This is a genomic window from Corynebacterium sp. UMB10321, from assembly GCF_030228725.1.
GTDB classification, from domain to species: Bacteria; Actinomycetota; Actinomycetes; order Mycobacteriales; family Mycobacteriaceae; genus Corynebacterium; species Corynebacterium pseudogenitalium.
Genome location: NZ_JASOZC010000011.1, coordinates 1 through 23,682 on the forward strand (window position 1 = coordinate 1; position 23,682 = coordinate 23,682).

The window sequence follows — 23,682 nt, forward strand, 5'->3', positions numbered from 1 at the left end:
AGGTGTAAACAATGTCATGACCTTAAGCGTGCACACTGTCATGACTTTAAGCGTGCAAAAGGTAGTGACACATAACACCGGATACTCACTACGCCGCTACCATTTCAGTCTTCTAAACATACTCTGCCCGTTTCTTGTCGAACAGACACCCTGGCCAACCAACTGATGGTTCCACGCCATGATTGTCGGATAGCACAGCACGCGTGGAGTTTCTTTGAAGACTTGCACCTAGCAGATGCACTCGTTTGACGACTTCTCAACGACGCCGATTGATACTGCCACAGCACACCAACTGCTCAATATTCTTGCTGAGCGTGAACACCGGAGATCAACGATTGTCACCTCCCAATTCACGCCCTATGAGTGATACGAGTCCATCCCGTATGCTGTCGTCGCTGAGTCGGTACTGAATCGGCTTGTCGTGGGGCTGGGATCGTCACGCTGGAAGGCTCGAACATGCGCCTCGAAGCCAATACGAAGTAGCAGCTCATAGTTGACGTCTAAGTGTTACTCGATACTCACCACAGTGTTGCTAAGTCCATGGGCCTAACAAAGCTTAGATTATATACCCAGAAAGAACCCCTGCAAGTTTAAGGAAAAAGAGAAACTGGTCCATCGGGGCATAGAGACGGTCCGGTTGGAATCTTGCCCACTGCAACGGCGCTACGAGAAGATCGGCGAGTTCCTACTCGTGTCACGACAGCGCCAAAGTATGGGAGCGAGGCCACAGCGTGACTAGATGCCGAAACATAAAAATAAGAGCTCAAGCTTCTGTACACCGAAGACCACGGACCGCAACGAGCAAACGAGATACTCAAGACCACTTCGGCTTTTCGCAGCAAAACTCCACCACTCTTAAGACCAAATAGTCTCCAATATCGACGTGCAAAGATCGGTATAGTATCGATACCATCTGCTACGTCCTTCAACAAGCAGATCGTGGATTCATCGCCTCACGCGGCCGCCGCAAAAGCCGCTACGCGCCTCCCCGATTACGGGGGAATACGAGTGGTGGACGGCTTATGCCTGCCGCCCACCACCTCGAGGCTCCGCTTATATTTACTTTCACTTGGGTTTTAATTCCGGTCTGCATTAAAAACCAAGTCGTACACCTCTTTAGCTGTGCTCTCAGAGTCATTTGGCGCAAACTTTGCTCTATAACTGTGATATGCAGTTGCGTATCGAGCCTTCACATCGTCGAGATTGCTTAAAGCATCGATGAGTTGAGACGTGGATTCACATAACGGTCCAGGAGCTGAGTCTACAAAATTAAAATAAAAACCTCGCGTTTTGCTGCTGTATTGTTCCAAGTCGGGAACCAGGAACAATATAGGTTTACCAGTGTTGACATAATCGAACATAACAGACGAGTAATCGCCGACCATCAAGTCTGATGCGTTAATCAAGTCATTGAGATCCGGATACTTCGTCACGTCAATAACATTAGAGCCAGCCAACACCTTATTGGATTTGCTCGTGTTGACGTGGCCTCTCGCCAAGACGACCACGTCGGAGCCAAACCTTTTTTGTAATGCACCAAAATCCAAATATGACACCTTTTCGTAATGGCCAGACGAGGTTTTTTTGTTATCTCGCCATGTCGGAGCATATAAGATGACAGTTTGGTTTTCCTCTATCTCAAAAAACTCACGAGTAATCTGTCGAGATTCTTTGGCAACCTTGCCGAACAACGAGGAATTCCGAGGATATCCGATATCAATCACGTCACCCTCGTAACCGAACGCCTTACTCATCGTACGCCCGGCCCAAGGGGATTGAGCCAGGAAATAGTCCCAATACGCCGCCTCTCGTACCATTAACTGCCTATACACAAGACTAAGGTTTTGTGACGGCACGTCATTTCCGATGCGTTTCAGCGGCGTACCATGCCAGGTTTGCAGATAAACCTGGTTCGAAGCCTTACGGAATGCAGAAGGGAAATTATTATTATTTACCAGGTACTTTGCAGTCGAAAGTATTTCCCACCACTTACTGCTATATTGGACCAAAGGAACTGCTCCCTTTGGCACCGCAATGGATTGATCCTTTACCGTCCAGTATCGAACGAGATCAGGGCGATTTCGTCCTATCTCACGGTCTAAAGCTAAGCACGAGTCTGTGACGGCCGACCCTCCAAAGCTCTCGAATAAGACAGCCTCAACAAGGTTTCGGCTCCCCTCAGTCATGTACTTACTTTGCAAGCGATATTGCTTGATCCTGCCTTGACTATCAGGAAGTAACAGTGGTGCGATACGCACGTTCATGCCATGCGCAGAAGGCGTAGGAGATACGATGACGCGACTTAATTCGCCATAAATGGTTACCTCTCGAAGGATTTCTTCCTTAACAATTCGGGGCCAAACACTCGCAGGCAATTTCTTGCCAGTCGGTTGGAGGATTTGGAAAACATACGATCCAGACGGGACGGCTACGCGGGCCCCACGTGCATCCGTGCGGTCGAGCCGAAAACTTACAGTGAACGCGCCAGTCTCGCCGTTAAACGTGAAATTGCTCGGGTAGATGTTACCTGCAGCAGAATTTACCAAGGCGAAAGACGGCGATGACTGCCGGACTAACCCCAAATCGAAAAATGCCCTCCCCTCAACAGTCAGGGAGTTTCTTCCTTCATCAAACGAATACCCCTCCACAATGCCGAACTGCGAGTATTTTTCGAGTGAAGCATATCCCCAGAGCGACGCGGTCAATCCGAAGAATGGCTTAGCGTATTGATTCTTTAGACGGTTAGGCAGCGACAGGTGGGATACATACATGTCGTGGCTGACTATTTTGAGGTCGAAAGCGGTGATGTTTTTAGCTTTGTCTCCCCCTTTCCACGGAAGTGGAAGGTTTGTAACCCATTTTTCGCCTTCCATGTCCAGTTCAGCCTGGGTTAAGACAGTCCCACCCCGAGACGCTTCAATGCGAAGGCCATATTCCTCAATGGATCGTCTCCAATGCTTATCGTCTTGCTTCAGATTGTCAATCTCCAGCTTCAACCGCCCATCAACGAATTTTGCGTCAGCGACCATAAATCGGGCTTCCTCGACTTTGACGCTGATTCCGTTCGAGTTCGAACCAAAGACCACTCGGTCTCCACTCCCAGTGAGCTCACCTGGTTGCAGGGCGGTCAACCCCATCCATCGCGAAAACTTCGTTCTCTCACTTTCCACATAAAAGGCGTCAGTATTAACACGACATTTCAGCATCATCTCCTGTCCGACCTGATGTCCAATTTTTGACTTTAAATAGTCCGGATCGAGATTGATGCGGATTACTGACGCGGACTGGTCCACAAACCAATTTGGGAGAAAAGGAATTAACTCTTCGCGAGTAATCTGCTCTGGGTCAAGTGAAATCAATTCGTCCCCGTCGCTCGATGCAAGGTACGGTTCCAACACCAGGGAGGCACCCCAGACTGTCGGCAGACAATTCAGTGCACACCAAACGTCCAGCGATACCGTTCCATCTTCATTCATTTTCTGGTCGAAGACCCGAAAATCTAGTTTCAACAGCGACGGACTGATGATCCGTTCCTCGTTGGTTAATTCAAACGATAAGCCGTCCTCAATCTTGGAGTAAGCAACTACATTGCCATTTTCGTCGATTTCATCTTCCCAGTAGGGTCCAAATTCTTGAAAATGAAGTAGCACTGCACGAAAGTCATCAATGGTCCCCTTTGCCAGTGCTAGCGCCATCAAACGACGGTCGTAAGGCATTGCCTGGACCGCACCGAGGTCTGCCTTTGGGTAAAAGTATTGCACGGCGGCTTGAAGAGAGCGACCAAATTGCGAATCGGTACGTGGCTCTTCTCGGTAGTAATAATACAAGTCCTCTGAAAGGAGCTTTGTGAACCAGTAGTTCTTAAGCGATTCATCCGGGCTCACCTCAACTATTTTTTCCACCGACTTTGCGACATGCACCCTCTGCTCAAGGTCGTAGAGATTCGCTTTATTTTGGGTAATAGAGCTATTGTCATCCCGCTGTCGCCACCTATAGACGACCTCGGCCAAGAGATCGAACTTGATACCACCAGCGTAAAGCTTCGCTGTCGCCTCTTGGTCCTCGTATAGGACCCCTTCAGGAAACTTGCCTACAAGTTCGTCCCACTGATCAGCCCTAAACAACTTGTTACAGGCGAATACGTCATACAGAGCTGGAGGAAGTTCCGATGCTGTAACGCCCTGCTGGTCTTTGAAATGAACTTCTTCCACCCATGCTGGTGTCCATGAGCGAGTCGAGTTAAACCGTTCAATCGAACCTGCTACAAAAAACGAACCCGATCTCTCCAATGACTTAACCATCATAGAGATGCCGCTTGGAGTAACGATGTCATCTGAATCAACAAATGTGAGATACTTGCCGTTTGCCCTCTCGATACCAGTATTTCTGGCGGCTCCCAAACCCGCATTCTCTTTATGAATAACCGTTATTCGGTCATCCATATCTTTGAGCTGCTCACAGATCATCGGCGAGTCATCATCCGATCCGTCATTCACCAGAATCACTTCAACGTTCGAATAGTCCTGGTTCAAGACGCTCAAAACCGCTTCTTCCAAATATTCCTGAACGTTATAGACCGGAATAATGACAGATACCAATGGTCCCGTTCTCAGCGGGCTCTTTGTTGAACGCTTTTCGGCAATCGCTGGCTTCTTCTCACCGGTACCACCAGCAGACGGTGCGCCGGAACGATGCTTGGCATAGAGCTCCGCCCCCAATATCTGACGAAGGCGCGGATTGTCTACCACGCGATCCAGTCCTGCGGAACGAGCGATTTGTGCGACTTTGGTACTATGTTTCATACAAGGTCCTCAAATATTCAACAGTTTTGCCACTGCATACCAAAACGTTAAGCGAACACGCTAATAGGCAACATTAAGCAAGACGTCAAGCCTCTTTTGCGTTCTCAATATCCGATTCGGATGCTTTCGTCTTTCATTACCTTAGCACTTTCGTCCTCATTTGAACTGTCGGGCTCCTGATTATTCCCAGTCCTTTCATCAAAACGACCTATCAGACGGTCAACAGCAAAACACAGACCATCACTGACACGCCAGTCACTTTCCATCCCTAACGACCAGTGTCAAATGGATGTCCGCCCGCTCAGAATCATGGTCGCCGAAGCGTCCTGGGAAACTTACCACCCCTGTTAACCGCTCAATCTGCTTAGCATCCGGCTGGATATGTAGTGCCTACGCATGGTTGTCTGCGTAATAATGACAACAGAGTCCCGATTAGTCGGAGTGAAGGGACACGAGCCCGTATACTGAGGACTGCGGAATCCACTCCACCAAGCTCTGAAGAGAACTGCAAATAGATACGCGGATGTTGATCGCGTACAACAGGTTTCGCCTAGTCGAACTGTTAGCCAGTAACTATGCAATTACATGTTTTTCGTGTAATCCAAATGTACGCACTTGCCCTTGTGCAATGAAATCTTCATCTGAAATTCGCCACGTATGGCCTGAGCTTCTGACCTGGATAAAATTAAATCGGTCACTGCAGTATATACTGCCACCTCGCCTCTTTACCGTGTTGATGAATGCTGTGTCTTCACCTGTATTTCTTGGTTGGAATGGCGTCTGCTTAAAGGTAGCTATTGGCCCAAATAGAGTAGGACCGGCTACAAAGTTGCCCCAGAGATGCTCACATTCTGGGTTGCGGAGAACCAAAGCATCATACTGTTGTATGTAGGCATAACAGGCTTGCTTTCCGATAAGATCTGCACCGCTGAATGCTGCTGTGTTCCTCATGTCTTCTAAATAATGAGGCAAGTAGATATCATCATCATCGAATTTAGCAATGTATTGGCCGCGTGCGTAGCTAACTGCTTTGTTGAGGCATGCACCCAATGTCTCATCCTTCGGAGATGAATCTATGATTACCTCCTTTGCAGAAATCCCATACGCTTCGAACAGTCGCTCGCGTTCTGAATCATCAAGTTCGTAGCCATGCGTGATTAAGACGAGTTCACGGTCAACGTTGATCTGACGCGAGTACTGCGAAAGTAGATGCTCAATGTTGTTTGGCCGATTTGAGGAGCAGATCACTGAAATTGTAGGTGAAAAAGTTGCCGAATCGTCTTGGAGTTTTATAGCGTCAAAGAGCAATTGCGCTCGGTGGTGGTAGCAGTGCCGATTCCAAATTGTGCGTTGTGCCTTGTGAACCATCCGGTCTCGAACTTCTGGAGAATTAACTAGAGTCTTTATTTTCGCAGCCGCATCCTCAGCCGATCGTGCTATAGAAATTTCATCTTCCGCAAAAAAGTTTGAAACTGCAGGGGAATACGCAGACACGACAGCTGCACCGCAGGCGGGAAGCTCGAACAGTTTCCTCGCACACATTGTTGCGCTATCGGTCACGGAATTTACATTTAAAAAAACTTTATGTTCCTTATTGGCACTAAGCATTCTGTCAGGACTTAGGGAACCTACGACATAACTTCTGAAGTGAGACGGAAATCTATAGCGTTTATCCAGCTCATTTTGCCTGGAAAATATCGTTAATGAAGCTCGATTGTCCTGCGCTACCTTTATGGCACCTTTTAGTAAGACGTCAAGTTGCCGACGTCGTTCAGCGTATTTTTCTGTGAAATAGGTCCCTGCAAAAGCGATATCACCCCGACGAATGCGAGGGTCTCGGATCCCTGGCATTGTCGGAGAATTGTTAGCGGGGTTGTGGATTTTAGGTTGAGCTGCAAAGGGCATAACCGCAACGGTGGCATTGTTGACGAAAGATTCATATTTCGGAATCATGTTCGCGTCGGTGGTGAAGATGACATCGAACAGTAGGGCTGTCTGGAGAAACTCGTCGAAATGGACGGGATCTTCTTTGTTCCAGAAGACCGTGGGGATACCTCGGTTCTTACACCAGTCTACGACACTCGCAAGCTCGGCGTCTGGTGATCCGGTACTTTTAATTTTTCCACGCCATTCTCCGTGGTTTCCAGAATGGGCTGACTCTACGAACAGAAAATCAACATTCGTTTGTTCTAGCTGATGTCTCCAATTATCGACGGTTATTACAATAGTATTAAACTCTTGTTGCCAGCAGTGTAGCGAGAAATCGTCCAGGATTACCGCCGCCCGAATTCTTGGAAAACTTAGTTTTGAAGTATTAAACATGTAGGCAGGTGCAGCCATGGGGTCGAAATTTTGCTGTACGCGCGAGCGTGGGTGGAGGTTAAAAGGTAATGTTAACCACGGGTGGTGGAAATACTTATTAAGATGTGTGACTGCTCTGGCGACTACATAATTGACATTACCTCGCTTCAGCTGGGTTAGCGCCGTATATACCTTCCGTCCGATAGCCTTTAGTGAATTCATAAGTCAATTTGGTCCGTTTGGTTTGTAATGTTCACCGAGCCGGAATGGTCAGCCTCGCGACTCGGTTATTGTTATTGGTAACTTATGATAGTCCGATCTCCTTGAGCAGGTGAATACCTGCCCTTGCTGGCATGCTGAGTGCAACCAGAAGCCACAAGGAGATTCACGTCGATGCCGCATACAGTATCCCCCGCTGATACGACCCCCACAACGAACGGAATGGGTGTACTACAACTGGCCCCGCAGCACACGCAAGCGTCGGCATGTAATCCTCCTATCTGTTCGCGCCGCGCTAAAGCACCCTGGGTTGAGTCGCTGCCTTAGGTAAGGAAGGATTTGGCACTATGCCCAGAAGTATTCCGTCGAGTTTAAAGTGAAGGCGGTCTATCAGATCATCGTAGTGGTCCGTTTGGAGTCCTACTCAATGCAGCGGGCCTACGAGCAGGTCGGCGAGCTCCTCGGTGTATCTCGCCACACATTGCGGGCGTGGTACCGCGACAGCGCCTCCACCCAAGATGGCCGCATAGGGCCGGATGGCGAAACAATGGAAGAAGAACTTAAACGTTTGCAGCGAGAGAACCGTGAACTGGATCGAGCAAACTGGGGTTGCCCGCGAATCGTGGACGCGCAATGTAACTATCTGGTGGTCAGGCAGCTGTTTCTTTCTTAGCCACCCTCTGAGCGCCGCGACCCTCCTGCTCACTTTTGACCCACTTACCTAACAGGCTTGCGCCGACGCCGATTTCTTTAGCCCCATGTAAGATCGGTCGGCCCGACTCGATGACGAGGTTGGCTGCTTCACATCGCTACTCCGGCGTGAATTGTCTACGTTGTTGACTCACAACGAGCATCCTCTTTTACGGACACATCATCCGTACTACTTGGATTTCCCTTAAAGCGTGGTAGCCTCAACCCTCCTTGGGCGCACTCCTTCCTGTCTATGCCAGCGCTCGGCTGGTGTGGATACCGGCAGTAGGGCTTGGGAAGGTTGCGGAGTGTTGCCAGAAGCCCACTTCGTTGTCGCATTGTCCACACAACGCCTTTACTAATCCATCAGTCGCAGTAAGCAGCAAGCAAGCTTGTGGCGCGCTTAACAGGCACAGTATCCGGTAGGCCATTATGCGCCTCAGGGTTGCTTGCTGAGATGTCGTGTCGACCAAAACATAAAGCGATGCGTCACTCTGCACATCAGATTAAATCGATAATTTTGACGTTGGGGTAATGTGTCTTCAACGTCGCTTCGTAAACTCCTAAAGATTCTCCATGATTCCCGATATAAAACCGTACATCCTTTCCCATCATCGCACCAGCAATTGCAATGTGCATGCGGTCTGTATAGATACATGAATACCGGCTTAAAATCTCGAAAAATGGTGTAATGGAATCCATATGATTACCAAATTTTGAGAGATCCAATGTATCTCTGTACAAGTCACCCAAAGCTGAGCTTCGCTCTTTATCTCCCCTGAAAAAGAAGCCCTCGCCCAAAGCTCCGTCAACCCTAGTTAGGCTTGGCAGTTGCAAAAAGAACGCCATATCGTGACAAAATGACGCTGACGGTACGTGTTCTAGGCTGCCGCTCCTATCGCGGGCAAAATAATCGATTTCACACCCTGACTGGTCGATCATCGAAGTAGCGTAGCTATGAGGGAGTTCGATTATGTTGCCAAACACCCCAGCCATCGCTTGAGCTCTGGACCTGTTCCCTGACGTGGAGGCTCTCCACGACCCGCCACCGCCATTTAAAACAGCCTTTTCTCCCACTCTTAAGCCTAGGCGTTCCGACTCTCTCAGGTAAGGTTGCAACTCTTTCCACTGAATCGTCTTAAAGTCAATACCAAAGTGCTTTAGGAACTGCTCTGTACCCTTGTGAATCAGAGCATCTTCCCAGTTCCCCATGTTTGGCACGTAGAGCACCCAATCCCCATTGGATCGTGTTTTAATTTTGTCAGCCAACTCCTTATACTCTGGCGCAGACCGCAAATTCTTCAAGGGGTAACGAGTACGTGGCCACTTGTTGAGCTTCCGCTGTAATGAAACAACGCCAGCCTGCAAAGGCTCCATTTCCATGACTTGCATGATAATTCTTTCGGCTAACGCGAGTGCGTCATCCCATCTCTCGCTACATCCTAGCTCTAAGACTTCATAACCTAACTGGGAGGGTTTTGGAGCGCCTAATTCAGCGCCAAATGTAGACTGTAAACTTTCCTTAAATCTGACGGCTTCCGCTTTATTCCTGACACCGTAGCTCATGACCAGCGTCGATTCCCGCTGTACGATATCAAATGCAATGTCACTTGATTCTCCTGGGTACTCAAGCACAAAAACCTTAGAGCGCCACAACCAGCATTTGTGCCATACGTTGTGGAGTTCGGAAGAAGTTCTTAAAGCGTTAAACAACCAACTAACCATAGGCGCATCCGAAGCGTCATACTTGATTCCAACCGTCGATAGCGAGCGTGTCAATGCAAGGTCCGATGCCTCTTGCACACCTACGTCCTCAAACGCGTAGCGGACAGCTTTTAATAGATGTGATTCGTCCCTTGTCAGCGGACTGCGTCTAACTTCCCGCGACACTTCCCTACGCGTCGGAATCTTCCACCCCGAATTCAAAGGCTTAAAATGCGCAAGCATGAAATCACTGCTCTTGCATTCTCCGACGCCGCGAACGTAATGAGCTGTGGGATGGGCTGACGGTTTCACGCGGTCACTGGCCATTACCCACTTAGCGTTGCATTCTTGCGCAGTAAAGTATGGAAAGTTCCAGTATCTCGGCAACTGGCCCTCTTGGAGGTCCACAGCAATGTTTGATATCCACCGCCCTCCAACACCGACAACTCCAGATGAGGAGTGTTCAAGTTCGTCAAAAATTGTTCGTTTCTTCAGCGGCACTATCAATTCGTCCACATCACAATTGATCCAACCTACCGCTTTCGTTGTCCATTTGTATCGACAGTTTTGAAAAGCGCCTATCTGACAGAAGTCGGAATCCCAAGCCACGCCCGGCCCTACCCAAGGACTACCTTGCGGACCGTATTTAAAACCCCAATCAACAACAACGACATGTCCAATTCCATCAATACTCGCAACGGCTTTCGCAATATCTTGAGGGGAATACCTATCGGACCCGTTGTCGTAAATTATAACTGCATTAACGCCGTGATTTTTAACATAGAACTGGGCCCAATCTCGTATCCACGCCAGCTCTTCATTCTTTTGCAGCGTCATGAGAACTTTCGAATCTTTAAGAATCTCATAGCTCGAGATGTCTATTTCTGATTCTACGAAGAGCCCTAAAGATTCAATACGAAGCGTAAAACTAACTGTGGAGTTTTCGGGCGGCGAAGGAAGCGAAAAGATTGTAATCTGTGACCGCTCGAGGGCTTCGGTCTTTTCGAAGATTGCAACCTCTCCGTCAATAGTAACAGTTGCTGATCGTACATGCTCTTCCAAATTTAAAAGCGGTGGCCCTGACAACACAACGTCTTCTCCCACTAAAACTATGTCATAGAAGAGGGTGCTATCGTCGTATTTTTCCGCATAAGTAGGGTCTTGGAGGTGCTGAGGGCGGGCGGCGGCTCGCCTAATCGCTCCTTCAGGAAGACTGACTGAATTTGGAGTAGCTAGAGTGATTTTAGGCACACTTTCACCCTTCAAGTTGCCTAAAGCCGTCGCATCTATGCTCGATCCTTGATTCATGAGTTACCTTTTTCATTAGTTATTAAATTAAAACCTGGTCCCCACCATCAGTTTTAAACCTTAAGTCTTCGTGAAGGTCGTTTGCACCGCGGACACATAATGAACGCCTAGACTTCGATTATCTTTACTTCCACAAGTATTCCCAGTACTGTCCTCTTCAATAGAGTGCCTAACCCAGCACGTTGGACTATAGCGACTAAGTTAACTTACTAGTCGATAGCACCCCTTCGATTATCCCCATCCACTCTTACGTTGCAAATAGCTTGCTTGTACGGAAGGGGCATCGCCCCTCTGCACACCAAATTTTTAACCACTAGCAATTAGCTACTGCAGTGGCATGCACCGCGGCGCCAGGGGTTTCAAACTACTACCTCAATTTATCCATCGCGGTTCAATTCTCTCTTAATCTGAGTAGTTGAAATATCAGGAGTACGAGGCAGGTAAATTACCTCGCACTTCCCCTCAAGCTCAGCATCAAATTTGCCTGACCAGTCATCTCCCATAACGAAAACGTCAACTTTAAGGTTCTCTACATCACGAGCTTTTTGCCCCCATGTTTGTTCTGGTACAACTAGGTCAACATACCGTATAGCTTCCAGCATTCGGCGTCGCCTTTCGTAGGAAAAGTACGAGTGCTTACCTTTAAGTTTATTGAACTCATCAGTAGATAACGCAACTATCAAATAGTCACCAAGTGCTTTCGCACGGTGCAGCAGCTCAACGTGGCCATAATGCAATAGATCAAACGTTCCGTAGGTTATAACACGCCGCATGGGTATCCGAGCATTCTTCCTTCAACGATTAAGTCGATCACTAAATCATCTCGCATGATATCACGCCAGAAGGTTCTTCGTTACAATGCAGCCGCTTCACTCCTAAGTTCCTAAGTTGTTTTCTCTGGCGCTCCGAAAGGGATAGTTGCTCATCGCGATCTTCTTATATGTAGAAGTGAGTGCCGAATCCGCAACCACGTCCTAACTACCGGCTTGTTTCAAGGCAGATACTAGGAGATTGATAGTCGGTCTCTATTTGCTTTATTAAATTCTCAGCATCCTTTCGCTTATTGGCCCCTTTCAGGTTTGCCCACTGCCGGTAATTTGTCGCAATTTTACCCACTTCCCCATCCGCGATGATCCTACCTTCATGAATCCAAACTCCCCGGTCACACATTGTCTCCAATTGTTTTGGCGAATGCGAGACAAGCAACACAGTGCCAGCACTATTGATAAGCGATTTCATCTTGGCTTCCGCTCGCTGAGCAAATGCTGCGTCACCGGTAGAAAGCGTCTCATCCACGATTAGGATTTCCGGATTCGTTGCTAGCCCAATCGAGAATCCCAATCGTGCTCCCTGCCCTGAAGAATATGTGTTCATTGGGCGATCAATGGCGTCACCGATATCGGCGAGTTCAACAATCCCGGGGAACGCAGCCTTAGATTCTTCAGGCGTCATTCCCATAGCGAGGCAACCTATACGGATGTTTTTTGCACCAGAAAGACGTGGCTGCAACGCGGCATGCACTCCCATCAGCGTCGGCTGGGATTTTACTAGCACATCACCAGTTGTCGGCCTCTCGGCACCGGCAATGATCCGCATCATCGTTGACTTCCCCGACCCATTTTGTCCGAAGAAACCAACTGACTGGCCTTCATACAGCACAAGGTTGATGTCATCGAGCGCACGGACTGTGTCCCAGCCGAAACGCTTTTCCTCAGACTTCACCGGGTAGTCCATAGTGATGTTCCGAAGCACGATCGAAGGAACCATCTCGCTGTCATTGCTATTTGACTGTGGCATAGCGCTCTTCCGCCCTCCAGAAGAAAAGGAATCCGACCGCAAAGGTAGCAAAAGACCAAATGATGATCGGTCCCCAGAGGTCCATTGCTGGTACTTGACCGTACATGACGCAGTTACGGGCTGCCATAAGGAACTGGTACCCCGGGTTGTTTTCCATAACCTCTTTCAGCACTGGTTGGTGGACAAAGCGTTCAACGGAGAAGAACACGCCCGAGCAGTAGAACCAAAAACGCTGCCCCAAGCGGAAAATGATCTCTGCGTCTGGGTAAAAGGCTGTGACGCGCGCAACGATGAACATGATGCCTGTGCCGAAAATATGCGCCAGGAAGAAAAGCGGAACGAGAAAGATAATCGTCCAATGCAGCGGCTCATTGAGTTGTGTTAACAACGTGAAAACCGTCGCGACCCCGACAGGTAGCATCGTCGAATAGAACAGACGCAAGCTCTGCGAAAGCACCAGCGCTGCACGCGGGAACATGAACGACTTGATCAAGTTCTGCTGCTTCTTCACCAAGTCATTACCGTCGGTGATGTACTTCTGAAAGATCTGAAATACCGTTACCCCAAGCACCACGTATCCGGGGAAGTTCTGAATACCGTTACTCGTACGGATAATGAAGCCGAAAATTACGGCGTACATCATCGCGTCAATCAACGGTGAAATGACAAGCCAGACTTTGCCCATCCAGACGTCACGCGGCGTGCGAAACGCCTTCGCGGTTGCATCTGCGTGCAGGAAGTAGCGGCGCTGCCAGATCTCGGTGATGTACTGGCTGATAGGCGGCCGTGCAGATACTCTCTTTAGCGACGACGTGTCAACTACGATTGTACTCGAATCCTGGCACTCCAGCTCCTGGCTGTCTGCATCTCGACTCATCAACAATCCTTCCACTGGCGGTGCGACAACTCTCCGTCATTCAAAGCCTAACTGTTACAGCTTAGTAAGCACGCAGTAGCAACGCTATTTTGCTCACTGCCTGTATAGCGCGGCGTATTCCTGCGCTACAGCGGACCACGCCCTCGTTCGCGCCCATAATGTACGCCTTTCGTCATGCTCGAGGCTTGCCGCGACGCAGATTCCCTCCGCCAACGACAAAGCATTTCCCGGTTCCACGTACGTTTCTATACCACCGGTCACTTCGCGAAGCGCCGGCAGATCAGAAGCAACAACAGGGATGTCGAGTGCCTGTGCCATCACCGACTTAATAGGAGTCACGTTCCTACACACGACAGTGTCCTTGCGCGGCACTACGAAGACGTCGAGCGCCCCGTACCATTTGTGGATGCTGCTCGCAGGCTGTCGGCCGACGAAACGTACTCGCTGTTCAATGCCTAGCGATTGAGCCTGTTCCTTCAGCCCCTCCAGCGCTACCCCATCTCCCACTACGACACCCAAGAAAGACTCATCGAGCTTTGTGAGTGCCTCGAGGAAGTACTCCAGACCTTCGTAGTCGACAACTGCGGTGATGGCTCCCACAAGCGTCTTGCCCTCGGGAAGGCGTAGCTCCCGGCGTAGTTCAAGCTTCGAATCGCGGCGCTGGAACACGTCATCGGGCACGCCGTTCGGCGCAACCACAATCTTTTCAGCACTAATTCCGCGTTCAATCAGAGACCGTTTTGTAATCTCGCTCAGCACCACCACTGCAGCTGCCTGACGAGCCGCCTCGAGTTCCTGGCGGTGTGCCGCTTGATAGTACTCAGATTGCTTTGCAGTCTCGCGTTTGTCCGTTGGTTGCTTTGAAAGCCATGTTTGTTCCGGTGCGCCCCGCATCTCGTACACCCACGGGATGCCGAGCCGTTTTGCTGCTCGGCTAACGATCAAGGCATTTTCGAACCCTGTAGTCGTATGTAGTGCTTCAGCACCGAACTTCGCAGCGTAACGCACCAGCTGTTTTACAACTTGGTCCTGCTGCTCTGAAAAGGAGCCCGATGGCCACAAAGGCAGGATTCGAAAATAATCAATGCCATCAACGCACTCACGTTCATCTGTAGCAAGCTTGCCGACAACATTTGGATAGCCATACCGCGTCGCAGCTGCTACCTGAAGTCCAACGGACTGCATGCATTGAAGTACTGCATGGCTTCGCAGCGAGTATCCCGCGCTTGTGTGTGGCAACGAGTTGGTCAGGTAGTGAAACACGCGTTCCGCACCGCGCAGCGGCAAGGACGACTCAATGCCTTGATGCAGTTTCGCCCGCTCAAACTCATAACGTTGGTGTGTCAGCCGGTGACGCCGACTGCCTGCGAGCAAGTCAATGGCTTCCGAAAAATTACCAGATTCGAAAGCATGACGAGCAGCCTTCGCGATGTCCTGTCGATCGGCGTCTTTATCCGAAAGCACACGACGCTGCAGTACCGGCCCCACGATCTGAACGTACTTGAGCCGCTGCGCTACGTTGCGTGCAAACGCATCAGCGTCAGTTCTGCACTGCTGCGCGATAAATCCGGCAGTAAAAACGGCTTGGCGCAGATACGCAACTTTGAGCAACGATTTCACGGTACTGCCTTAGTTCGAGAGGGCGTCGAGAAACTTCTGTAACGCGGCTGGACTCGCAACGTCTCGTTCGTGAACGACCCACTGAGCCGCATTACTCGGGACTTCCAATTGCTCCCGGTTATGTGCCAGCCGTACCCAGAGCTGTGCCAGCGCCTGTGGATCCTCGGCCGGCACAGTATGTCCCGCGTGCAGTTGTTCGATTAGACGAGCAGGCTCGCCCTCCACTGCCCCACTGATATGAATCCCGGCTTCCATGAGCTCGTACGTTTTCGAAGGCACTGCGCGCTGTAGTGGTGCCCAATCCGCAAGATGTACCAAAGCGGTATCAGCCCAGGCGTAGTACTGCTCGAGCGCATCTGCTGAGGTCCTAGGCAGAATTTCGATATCCGCGTCGAGTTCCCGTGCTTGGTTTTGCAGAGCTTCTTTGGTCACTCCAGCACCGATAAGCTTCAAGTGCACATCAACACCTTGTCGGTGGGCTATCTCTGCTGCCTCGATCGCATTGCCAAGTTTCTGGGCTCGACCTAACGTGCCGGCGTACAACACATTGAGATACGGGCGTTCACTCCCCACGTGGTGCACAGGGGTTGCACGTTCCATTGAATATGCACTCTTTACTGGAAACACATTTCGCACGGTACAAACGTTCACCGGAACGCCTGCGCCTCTGCGAGCTAGCTTTGTCTGAAGCTGTTCCCCCAAATCATCGGCGGTAACAATCACACCGGCAGCGTTGCGCAACGACTTCTTCAACAAGTGCGAAACAATGGCGATCACAACCTGCTTTGGCCCCTTACCAAAGATTCGTTCCCGCCACGAAGATTCACCCAGTCCAGAGTTCCAGTCATTCGAGTACTTCAACAAATCCGGCCAGGCATCCCGCAAATCAATCACGTACGGCACCCCAAGCAGCTTCGCAGCGAGCGGAGTAATAAAAGCAGTAGGCAGCGCCGGAACCGTGCCGATGACGAGATCAGGCGTCGCCTCCTCCGCCTTATAGCGCTGTTTAGCGACTTTCAGCAGCGTCGAGAGCGCAACAAATCCTTGGTTCAAAGCCTTCGCTGTCAGCCCGGAGCCACCAGTTAAATACTGCGTCCGAAAGATCCGCTCCCCCGATGGACCCCACTCGACTTTGTTCACCCCCCGAATGCGGCGCCGAGTGCGCACTCTTGCGTCCTTGGCGCGTTCCGCCCAATCATTCACGCGATTGTAATGCGGCGGTGGCGCGATGACACTGACGGAATGCCCCTGCTCGTGCAGCATCTCAGTGAGCCACGTCCACCTCCGCTGTGGGACCCCATTTTCTGGCGCCCAATAATGCGATAGCACCAAAATACGAGCCAACTTCATTCCCTTCTCACAGAGTGCACCAACAGTCATCGCAATATCGGCGTGTGCCTTGGCTTCCAGGATAACGGTTAGCTTTCTTAAAACCTTAATTGTGGCAGTACTGAAGCAAGATCGTAATCCTCTGTACTATGGCACCCATGATTCAATTCGTTGTCGGAGCAGCCGCCGGGTACGTGTTCGGCACGAAAGCCGGGCGCAAGCGCTATCACCAGATTGTCAACGCCACGCAGAAGGCAGTGAACTCGCCGGTGGCTAAACAAGTGGTGACCTCCACCCGCAAGGCCATCGCGAACAAGATCGATCCGGAACCCCGCATGCGTGAGATCAAGGATCTACGAGGCAGGCGGGGACACCAGGATCAAATCTTGGAACCAGACGAGGACTAGCCCCGGCATGAGTTAAGGTAACTATTCGTGGCTTGCCAACGAGGCCACGATGCCGTCGAGGATGTCTTTCTCACTGATCACAATCGAGTCAAGACCAGTGAGATCCTCGGCGGCTTTCAATATTTCCTCGACGACGGCAGCGCCGGCGGGGATGACGTCGGCACGCCCGGGGTGGATCACCGGGTGGTCCTTGCGCTCCTGCACGCTCAACGCCTGGATCTCCGCGATGGTGGCACGCAGATCCTCGAAGGAGAGGCGTGAGAGGTGGATGCGGGTTGGATCGTACTCGGGAAGGCGCTGGGTGAGCGCGGAGAGCGTCGTAAAGGTGCCGGCACAGCCGACCACCATGCGTGCCTTCGCCATGTTGACCACCGCTGCCGCGTGCTGGACCTGCTCGCGCGCGTAATCGCGGGCCGCGCGCAGCTCCTCGGGCGCTGGCGGATCCGAGCGCAAGAAACGCTCCGTGAGGCGCACACACCCCATCTGGGTGGAGATGCGGCCCTCGATGGTGTCGCCGCTGCCCACTACGAACTCGGTAGAGCCGCCGCCTAAGTCGATCACGCAGAAGGGGCCGTCGCCTGTGGGAAGGTCCATCGTGGCGCCGATGAAGGAAAGCTGGGCTTCCTCCTCCCCCGTGATCACCTCCGCCTGCGCGCCGGGCTGGATCTGGCTGAGCAGCTCGCGGGTCATGTCGAAGAAGACGTCACGGTTGGAAGCGTCGCGAGTCGCGGAGGTGGCGACCATGCGCACACGCTGCGCACCCTCGGCGAGCATGCGCTCAGTGTAGGTGGCGAGCGCCTTGCGGGTGCGCTCAATCGCCTCCGGGTTAAACGCGCCCGTCTCGTCCACGCCCTGCCCCAAGCGCACGATGATGTTGTCGCGGCAGACCTCCTCGAACGTGTTCGTCTCGGGGCCGAAACGGGTGATCAGGAGGCGAATGGAGTTCGTGCCGCAGTCGACCGCGGCGAGTGTTACCGGCTGGCTCATGCGAGGCGCTCCCCCGCCTCCGCGAGCGTGATGCCGAGGTCTTCGAGCGTCGGCCAGTCGGCAGGGATCGCGGTGCCGCGCAGGTTGCCGTGCTCAGCAGCGAGCGCCACAGCCTCCGTACCGAAACGGAAGTGCTCCGGGCCCTCCGCCAACGCGTACGCAATCAGCACGTGCAGGCACTTCACGCGATCCGGCATGCCGCCGCCAGAGAAGTCCGTACCCAAATCCTCAATCTCGTTGCGCTTCGCCAAAAAGTACTCGTGGGCACGGCGGTAATCCTTCTGCAAGTCCTCGTCCTCGGCCAGGCGGGCCTCCATCCACTTCATCACCTGAGCGCCCTCCAAACGCGAAGCCTCGGCCGTGAGACGGCGGTCCGTCAGATAGTAGAGCGTGGGGAACGGAGTGCCGTCGTCAAGCTTGGGTGCAGTCTTGACCACCGCAGGCTGGCCATCCGGCGTGCGGTAGGAAATTTCCAGCACACCGCGAGGCGCGCGGCCGAGCTGCTCCTGAATGATATTGAGATCCTCTTGAGTCGGTTGCATGAGCAACATTGTTCCACACGAGGTGGGCGGTGGTGGAACGGTGCGGTGGGATGGGTTAAGGCTTCAGCTGCTTCTTGCACAATCAGTCATGGAGCATTGCCTAACTGGCTAAGGTTGCGTAGAATGTGGATCACAGCACCAACCCGAGAAGGATACAGCTGGGTTCCCGAATGGGAGTAGGGTCAAACGACCTGAGAATTCCTTTGCTCCAAGGGTTGGTGTTTTACTTTTCGAAGGCGATTTGCGGCTCAGTTATTTTGTATTAATTTTCCTTCTTAACTGATCAAGACAGTGACCAGGGTCTTTTTCAACTTGATGCGCGATAAATTCGACTGCTGCCTCGGAATATATCCAATTGCTCGTTTTCTCTCCCGCAGTCTTACGGTCGTAGGAGAAGCGCTCATCGCCTTTCATCTCGTACGCTTTGGTAAAGAGCTGGAAAGCATACGTAGTAAACTTCTCTTTCACTGAACCATTGAAGCAAAAAGTAATGCCTCTTTTCTTTAACAAAGAATCGATCTTTTTAGTCGCGTTACCAGCAGTATAAGGATAAAAGCTAACGGCATCTTTCACATCCTTGACGATGGCGATGCCATGCTCCGATCCGTTTTGAATGTAAACATTCAAATCTGCATCATTCTTCTTTTTAACCAGCCTCAACGAGGTCTCGTAAGTCGCCGCGATCCTCTGATTTCCTTCAGCCCCGATAGCATCCGCAACATCTTTCCGCCGGGCAAGTAGTTCCTGCGCAACTGCAGCGTCATACTTTGTCCGAATAACGTCAGGAACGATTGCACCTCTTCTCATTGCCAAGGCCAACCGATTGTCTGGGATGAGCTCGCTTACCGAACGGTTATGCAATTCCCAAAGCTTGTCCGCATAGTTTTCCACGCACGACTGCAAGAAGGGCCCATAAAACAAGTCGTACTCGTCTGTAATGAAGTGCGTGTTCGTATTACGAAACTCCATCACATTCTTCATGTTTACCCGAAGAGGATCCTTCTCATTCGTAAAAACCCTCTTCAAACAATCGGAAAGAGCAAGAGTCCTACTAGGATCATCTTTGAAGTAAATTGAATCAATGCCCCACTTTCTGATCATGTGAGCTTTCAGCATCAGCTCCCAAGCATTGCACAACAAAATCGAACAACTTTCCGCACCGTATTTTAAGCTCGGTCGATTGTACAGTTCGACAGCAAGAACAAACGCCTCCTCACTCTTATCCAGCAAGCGGGTAATTGTCTGCTCGTTTCCTTCATCGATACACATATCACCAAAGTTTACTCGAATCGATGCGCAAAGACGTTCTAATATCGATCCCTTTGGTTTCGCTGCGCACCCTGTCCTGCCTGCGCTTTCTAAAACCTAATCCCCGATCAGCTGAAATTTGCTTCCTAAGTACTCTGCCTCCCTGCTAGCCCAATCGCTTTTCTTCACCAAGTTCTCAAAGGACTTATACGAGGCAGCACCAAGAAGCCGCGCAGCATCTCTCTCAGGAATTTGTCCGGACTTTGCGGCAAAGGTGATCGTCTCAAAGAATCGTCCGCCGACTCGAGACCGAACGAGAACATGGAACGAAGGACCGCCGCCGCCCTCTTGTGTGGCTTTCTTTTCTTTCCTGACACGGACCAATCGCATAACTTCGTCGAACTCTTGTTGCTCGATCAGGAAAATATCTTTCAAGCGCAACAGCATCGCTTCCCTACTGATGCCAAACACGCTTGCCAGAGACGTGACGTTGTCGAGCAAAGAACACTTCTTGTTGTACCGTTCCTTCACTGCAGTCTCTGGGGCGATGAATGCCGCTGCAAACTCGTTACACCAGCGCTCTACCCGCAGGTGGTCGCTGTGGTCAGAAATACCAGCCTTCGCCAAAGCAACATGACCCAACTCGTGGGCGAGACTGAAGAGCTGCGCAGTTTTAGCGTCACTTGTATTCACAAACACCAGGCAGTATTCCCCATCAATCAGGGTGAATCCACGGAACTCATCAATACTCAGATGACGTTGAGTAGAGTTTCCAACAATGGCATTCCGGGATACTAGAATCCCTGTATCTTCCATGTGGTGCGTTAGTGTCGTAACTTTTTCTGGCCCAGCAATAGGAGAAGTCTCATCAAGATCCAGAGCGATGCGAGCCTGGCGAGCGGCCAGGACGGGACTGGTGGAATCTTGGGCAGAGCGCAGAATTTCAGGACCGGGAATTCCAACTTCCTCTGCGTAATCCGCGTACCACCCCAAGCGCGCCTCGGCGGAGTGAATAACTTCCTGCAGGTCAGGACTCAACCCATCGAGACGCTCATTTCTGACAGTACGAAAATCAGGTAAATCAGTCTCTTCGCCAGAAGGCGCCTGTAGAAGGAGCCGTCCAAATGGGATACGAGCTTTCTTCGCTAGCTCTTCCGCTTGGTTGAGCGTCGGACGCTCCTCCCCTGAGCGCCAATCGTTTACCTTGGGAAACGTGGCACGGAGCTTTTCGTCACTGAGTCCCGTACGTCGCAGTGCCCAGTCCAATACGGACGGCTCAATATCAATACGCAGAACCCCCATCGCTTCCCTCCTTTCAACCTTGGTAATGCAAACGGCACAACAGAATTGAGAATACTTTAACTTGCCTGGTTAAACGTTAAAACCCAAGGACCCAGCCGAAGAACTCAGTGAGCTTCGAGCGCTTCTTTCTCTTCGGAAGCGTGAGGTAATCAACCAGCCACTGCTCCTCTCGTTGTCGCAAGCCGTTGGGTTGGTTTCAGGCTACACAGTTCTGGTTCTTGATTGCGCTTGTTGGACCCCAGCGTGGGCGTAAAAAGCGTGTGCTAGATGTCGTGCGATGCAGGTCGCGCTGTTTGGGCCGGGCTTGGCGGTTTTCGGCGACCAGCGTCGAACTCCTTTAATCGCACGCTGTGAATAACACGCTGTTAGTCGGTCAACGGGAGCGCTCGGGGTGGCGTGGGGCTGGCAGCCTGGCCATTCTCCAAATGGGAGTATAAGGATTGGAATAATCCAGGTGGGAGCGTGCAAAAAGTGGATTGCAGTGATCCTGTTGCTACCTTTTAGGCTCGGTTTACTGCGCTTCAGGCGCGTCAGGCGCCTCAGGCGCCGCAGGTGCTTCCGCGGGCGCTTCGGGAGCAGGCGATTCTGCCGGGGCGGGCGATTCTTCAGGAGCGTCAGCGGGGACGTCATCGGGGACCTCGCGCAGGGAATCCCAGAGGAATACGGCCCAGCCGCGGTCGTCGGGGGTTTCGTCGGAGGTGATGGTGGTGCCGTGGGTCATGCGGGGGTCGATGACTCGCCAGGCGGACTCGCCGGGCTCCATCACGCCGAGGCGGCGGCGGGCGACCTGGTTGAGATACTCGGGGTCCTCATACTTCGCGATTTCACGTTCAAGGTCCGCCTGGCGGCGCTCCAAATGCTCGATGTTTGCCTGGGCGCGCGCGATCTCGTTGCGGCCCTCGTAGAAGTTACGAAGTGGGGCTGCCACTGCCACAAGTACGGCGATGAGCACGATGATGAGCAGGGCGAGCGTCGCTAAGTTGGGGGCGGCGAAGCGCGACTCCCTGTTTGCCTTCTGCTCGGCGAGCTGCTGCTTGCGCTGCTCGCGGGACGCCACGGGCACAGTGCGAGCCAGCCGCTTCCTGCGGCGCTTCGCTGTGTGCTTGTCTCGGGGCGTGCCAGTGCTCATAGTGCTCATTAGTGTACAGCAGGGAAAAACGCGACACCCCCTGCCACGCGCGAGCGCGCGATGGGCAGGGGGTGCGTACGAATCAAGCGATTACTTGAAGCGTGGGAATGCGGAACGACCAGCGTAAACAGCGGCGTCGCCGAGCTCCTGCTCGATGCGCAGCAGCTGGTTGTACTTAGCAACGCGCTCGGAACGAGCCGGTGCACCAGTCTTGATCTGGCCGCAGCCCAGAGCCACTGCGAGGTCCGCAATGGTGGTGTCCTCGGTCTCGCCGGAGCGGTGGGACATCATGGTGCGGTAGCCAGCGCGGTGAGCCATGTCCACAGCATCGAAGGTCTCGGTCAGGGTACCGATCTGGTTGACCTTCACCAGCAGTGCGTTCGCAGCGTGCTCCTTGATGCCGCGTGCGAGGCGCTCAGGGTTGGTGACGAAGAAGTCGTCGCCAACAATCTGGACCTTGTCGCCGATGGTCTTGGTCAGGTTTGCGTAGCCCTCCCAGTCATCTTCCTGCAGTGGGTCCTCGATGGAGACGATTGGGTACTCAGCGATGAGCTCCTCGTAGACCTTGGCCATCTCCTCAGCGGAGTGCTCGCCGCCCTCGAACTTGTACACGCCATCCTCGAAGAACTCGGAGGAAGCAACGTCGAGAGCCAGTGCAACGTCCTCGCCCGGCTTGAAGCCAGCCTTCTCGATTGCCTCAACGATCAGGTCAAGCGCTGCACGGGTGGAGTCGACGGAAGGAGCGAAGCCGCCCTCGTCACCAAGGCCGGTGGACAGGCCCTTTGCATTAATGACGGACTTCAGGGAGTGGTAGACCTCTGCACCCATGCGCAGAGCCTCAGCGAAGGACTCAGCGCTCAGCGGAGCAATCATGAACTCCTGGACGTCAACGCCGGAGTCAGCGTGTTCGCCACCGTTGACGATGTTCATCATCGGAACAGGCAGGATGTGAGCGTTCGGGCCACCGATGTAGCGGTACAGCGGCAGACCAGCGGACTCAGCAGCAGCCTTCGCTGCAGCAATGGACACGCCCAGGATTGCGTTCGCGCCGAGGCGGGACTTGTTGTCCGTGCCGTCAAGCTCGATCATCGCCTTGTCGAGCAGACGCTGATCGTCAGCCTCGATGCCAGCCAGTGCGTCAGCGATCTCCTCGTTGACGTTCTTGACAGCCTTCTGGACACCCTTGCCGCCGTAGCGATCGCCACCGTCACGCAGCTCGTGCGCCTCGTGTGCGCCAGTGGACGCACCGGAAGGAACACCCGCAATGCCGTGCGCACCATCGTCGAGGAAAGCCTCAGCCTCAACGGTTGGGTTACCGCGAGAGTCCAAAATTTCACGAGCAAAGACGTGCATAATATCAGCCACTACAGTTCATCTCCTTGAGATTGGCCAAACCAAATTTCCGTTACCGATTGTTCCA

Annotated in this window: 15 protein-coding genes and 1 pseudogene; 2 read left to right on the forward strand and 14 right to left on the reverse strand. The window is 52.2% G+C overall.

Annotated elements, in window-relative coordinates:
- Positions 1–1,076: 1,076 nt before the first annotated feature.
- A complete protein-coding gene (locus tag QP752_RS09555) occupies positions 1,077–4,802 on the reverse strand; it encodes a CDP-glycerol glycerophosphotransferase family protein (RefSeq protein ID WP_284805364.1) in 3,726 nt (1,241 codons plus the stop codon).
- A 573-nt stretch (positions 4,803–5,375) separates the two neighbouring features.
- A complete protein-coding gene (locus tag QP752_RS09560; protein WP_284805365.1) occupies positions 5,376–7,142 on the reverse strand; it encodes a glycosyltransferase in 1,767 nt (588 codons plus the stop codon).
- 517 nt (positions 7,143–7,659) lie between these two features.
- On the opposite strand from QP752_RS09560, the pseudogene QP752_RS09565 reads away from it, so the two are divergent.
- A pseudogene (locus tag QP752_RS09565) lies at positions 7,660–7,926 on the forward strand (transposase); the annotation flags it as partial.
- A gap of 587 nt (positions 7,927–8,513) precedes the next feature.
- Here QP752_RS09565 and QP752_RS09570 read toward each other — a convergent pair.
- The 6 genes from QP752_RS09570 to QP752_RS09595 all read right to left on the reverse strand — a co-directional run bounded on the left by QP752_RS09570 (position 8,514) and on the right by QP752_RS09595 (position 16,698).
- Positions 8,514–11,024, reverse strand: a complete 2,511-nt coding sequence (locus QP752_RS09570) for a hypothetical protein (RefSeq protein ID WP_284805366.1) — start codon at positions 11,022–11,024, stop codon at positions 8,514–8,516.
- A gap of 377 nt (positions 11,025–11,401) precedes the next feature.
- Positions 11,402–11,797, reverse strand: coding sequence for a glycerol-3-phosphate cytidylyltransferase (gene tagD, locus QP752_RS09575; RefSeq protein WP_256001322.1), 396 nt, complete (start codon positions 11,795–11,797; stop codon positions 11,402–11,404).
- Positions 11,798–12,002: 205 nt separating this feature from the next.
- Positions 12,003–12,821 carry an ABC transporter ATP-binding protein gene (locus QP752_RS09580; protein ID WP_256001323.1) on the reverse strand — a complete coding sequence of 273 codons (819 nt, stop codon included), beginning with the start codon at positions 12,819–12,821 and terminating at the stop codon, positions 12,003–12,005.
- Positions 12,805–13,698, reverse strand: a complete 894-nt coding sequence (locus QP752_RS09585; protein ID WP_070975303.1) for an ABC transporter permease — start codon at positions 13,696–13,698, stop codon at positions 12,805–12,807. The genes QP752_RS09580 and QP752_RS09585 overlap by 17 nt, the downstream gene beginning before the upstream one ends.
- A 93-nt stretch (positions 13,699–13,791) precedes the next feature.
- Complete coding sequence (locus tag QP752_RS09590) at positions 13,792–15,318, reverse strand: glycosyltransferase (RefSeq protein ID WP_284805367.1); 1,527 nt, start codon at positions 15,316–15,318, stop codon at positions 13,792–13,794.
- A gap of 9 nt (positions 15,319–15,327) precedes the next feature.
- A complete protein-coding gene (locus QP752_RS09595; protein WP_336621665.1) occupies positions 15,328–16,698 on the reverse strand; it encodes a glycosyltransferase family 4 protein in 1,371 nt (456 codons plus the stop codon).
- Positions 16,699–16,805: 107 nt separating this feature from the next.
- Here QP752_RS09595 and QP752_RS09600 point away from each other — a divergent pair, with 107 nt between their 5' ends.
- Positions 16,806–17,054: a hypothetical protein gene (locus QP752_RS09600; protein ID WP_284805369.1), complete on the forward strand. Its 249-nt coding sequence runs from the start codon at positions 16,806–16,808 to the stop codon at positions 17,052–17,054.
- Between the two features lie 21 nt (positions 17,055–17,075).
- On the opposite strand, the gene QP752_RS09605 is transcribed toward QP752_RS09600, so the two are convergent.
- From QP752_RS09605 to eno, 6 genes are all read right to left on the reverse strand, one after another.
- Positions 17,076–18,041: a Ppx/GppA phosphatase family protein gene (locus QP752_RS09605; RefSeq protein ID WP_284805370.1), complete on the reverse strand. Its 966-nt coding sequence runs from the start codon at positions 18,039–18,041 to the stop codon at positions 17,076–17,078.
- Positions 18,038–18,583: a DUF501 domain-containing protein gene (locus QP752_RS09610; protein ID WP_070363454.1), complete on the reverse strand. Its 546-nt coding sequence runs from the start codon at positions 18,581–18,583 to the stop codon at positions 18,038–18,040. Before QP752_RS09610 ends, QP752_RS09605 begins: the two co-directional genes overlap by 4 nt.
- 252 nt (positions 18,584–18,835) lie before the next feature.
- A complete protein-coding gene (locus QP752_RS09615) occupies positions 18,836–19,852 on the reverse strand; it encodes a DUF3644 domain-containing protein (protein WP_070362111.1) in 1,017 nt (338 codons plus the stop codon).
- Between the two features lie 96 nt (positions 19,853–19,948).
- Complete coding sequence (locus QP752_RS09620) at positions 19,949–21,133, reverse strand: ImmA/IrrE family metallo-endopeptidase (RefSeq protein ID WP_070362110.1); 1,185 nt, start codon at positions 21,131–21,133, stop codon at positions 19,949–19,951.
- 511 nt (positions 21,134–21,644) lie between these two features.
- Positions 21,645–22,262 carry a septum formation initiator family protein gene (locus QP752_RS09625; protein WP_284805371.1) on the reverse strand — a complete coding sequence of 206 codons (618 nt, stop codon included), beginning with the start codon at positions 22,260–22,262 and terminating at the stop codon, positions 21,645–21,647.
- 90 nt (positions 22,263–22,352) lie between these two features.
- Positions 22,353–23,627, reverse strand: coding sequence for a phosphopyruvate hydratase (gene eno / locus QP752_RS09630; protein ID WP_284805372.1), 1,275 nt, complete (start codon positions 23,625–23,627; stop codon positions 22,353–22,355).
- Positions 23,628–23,682: the final 55 nt, after the last annotated feature.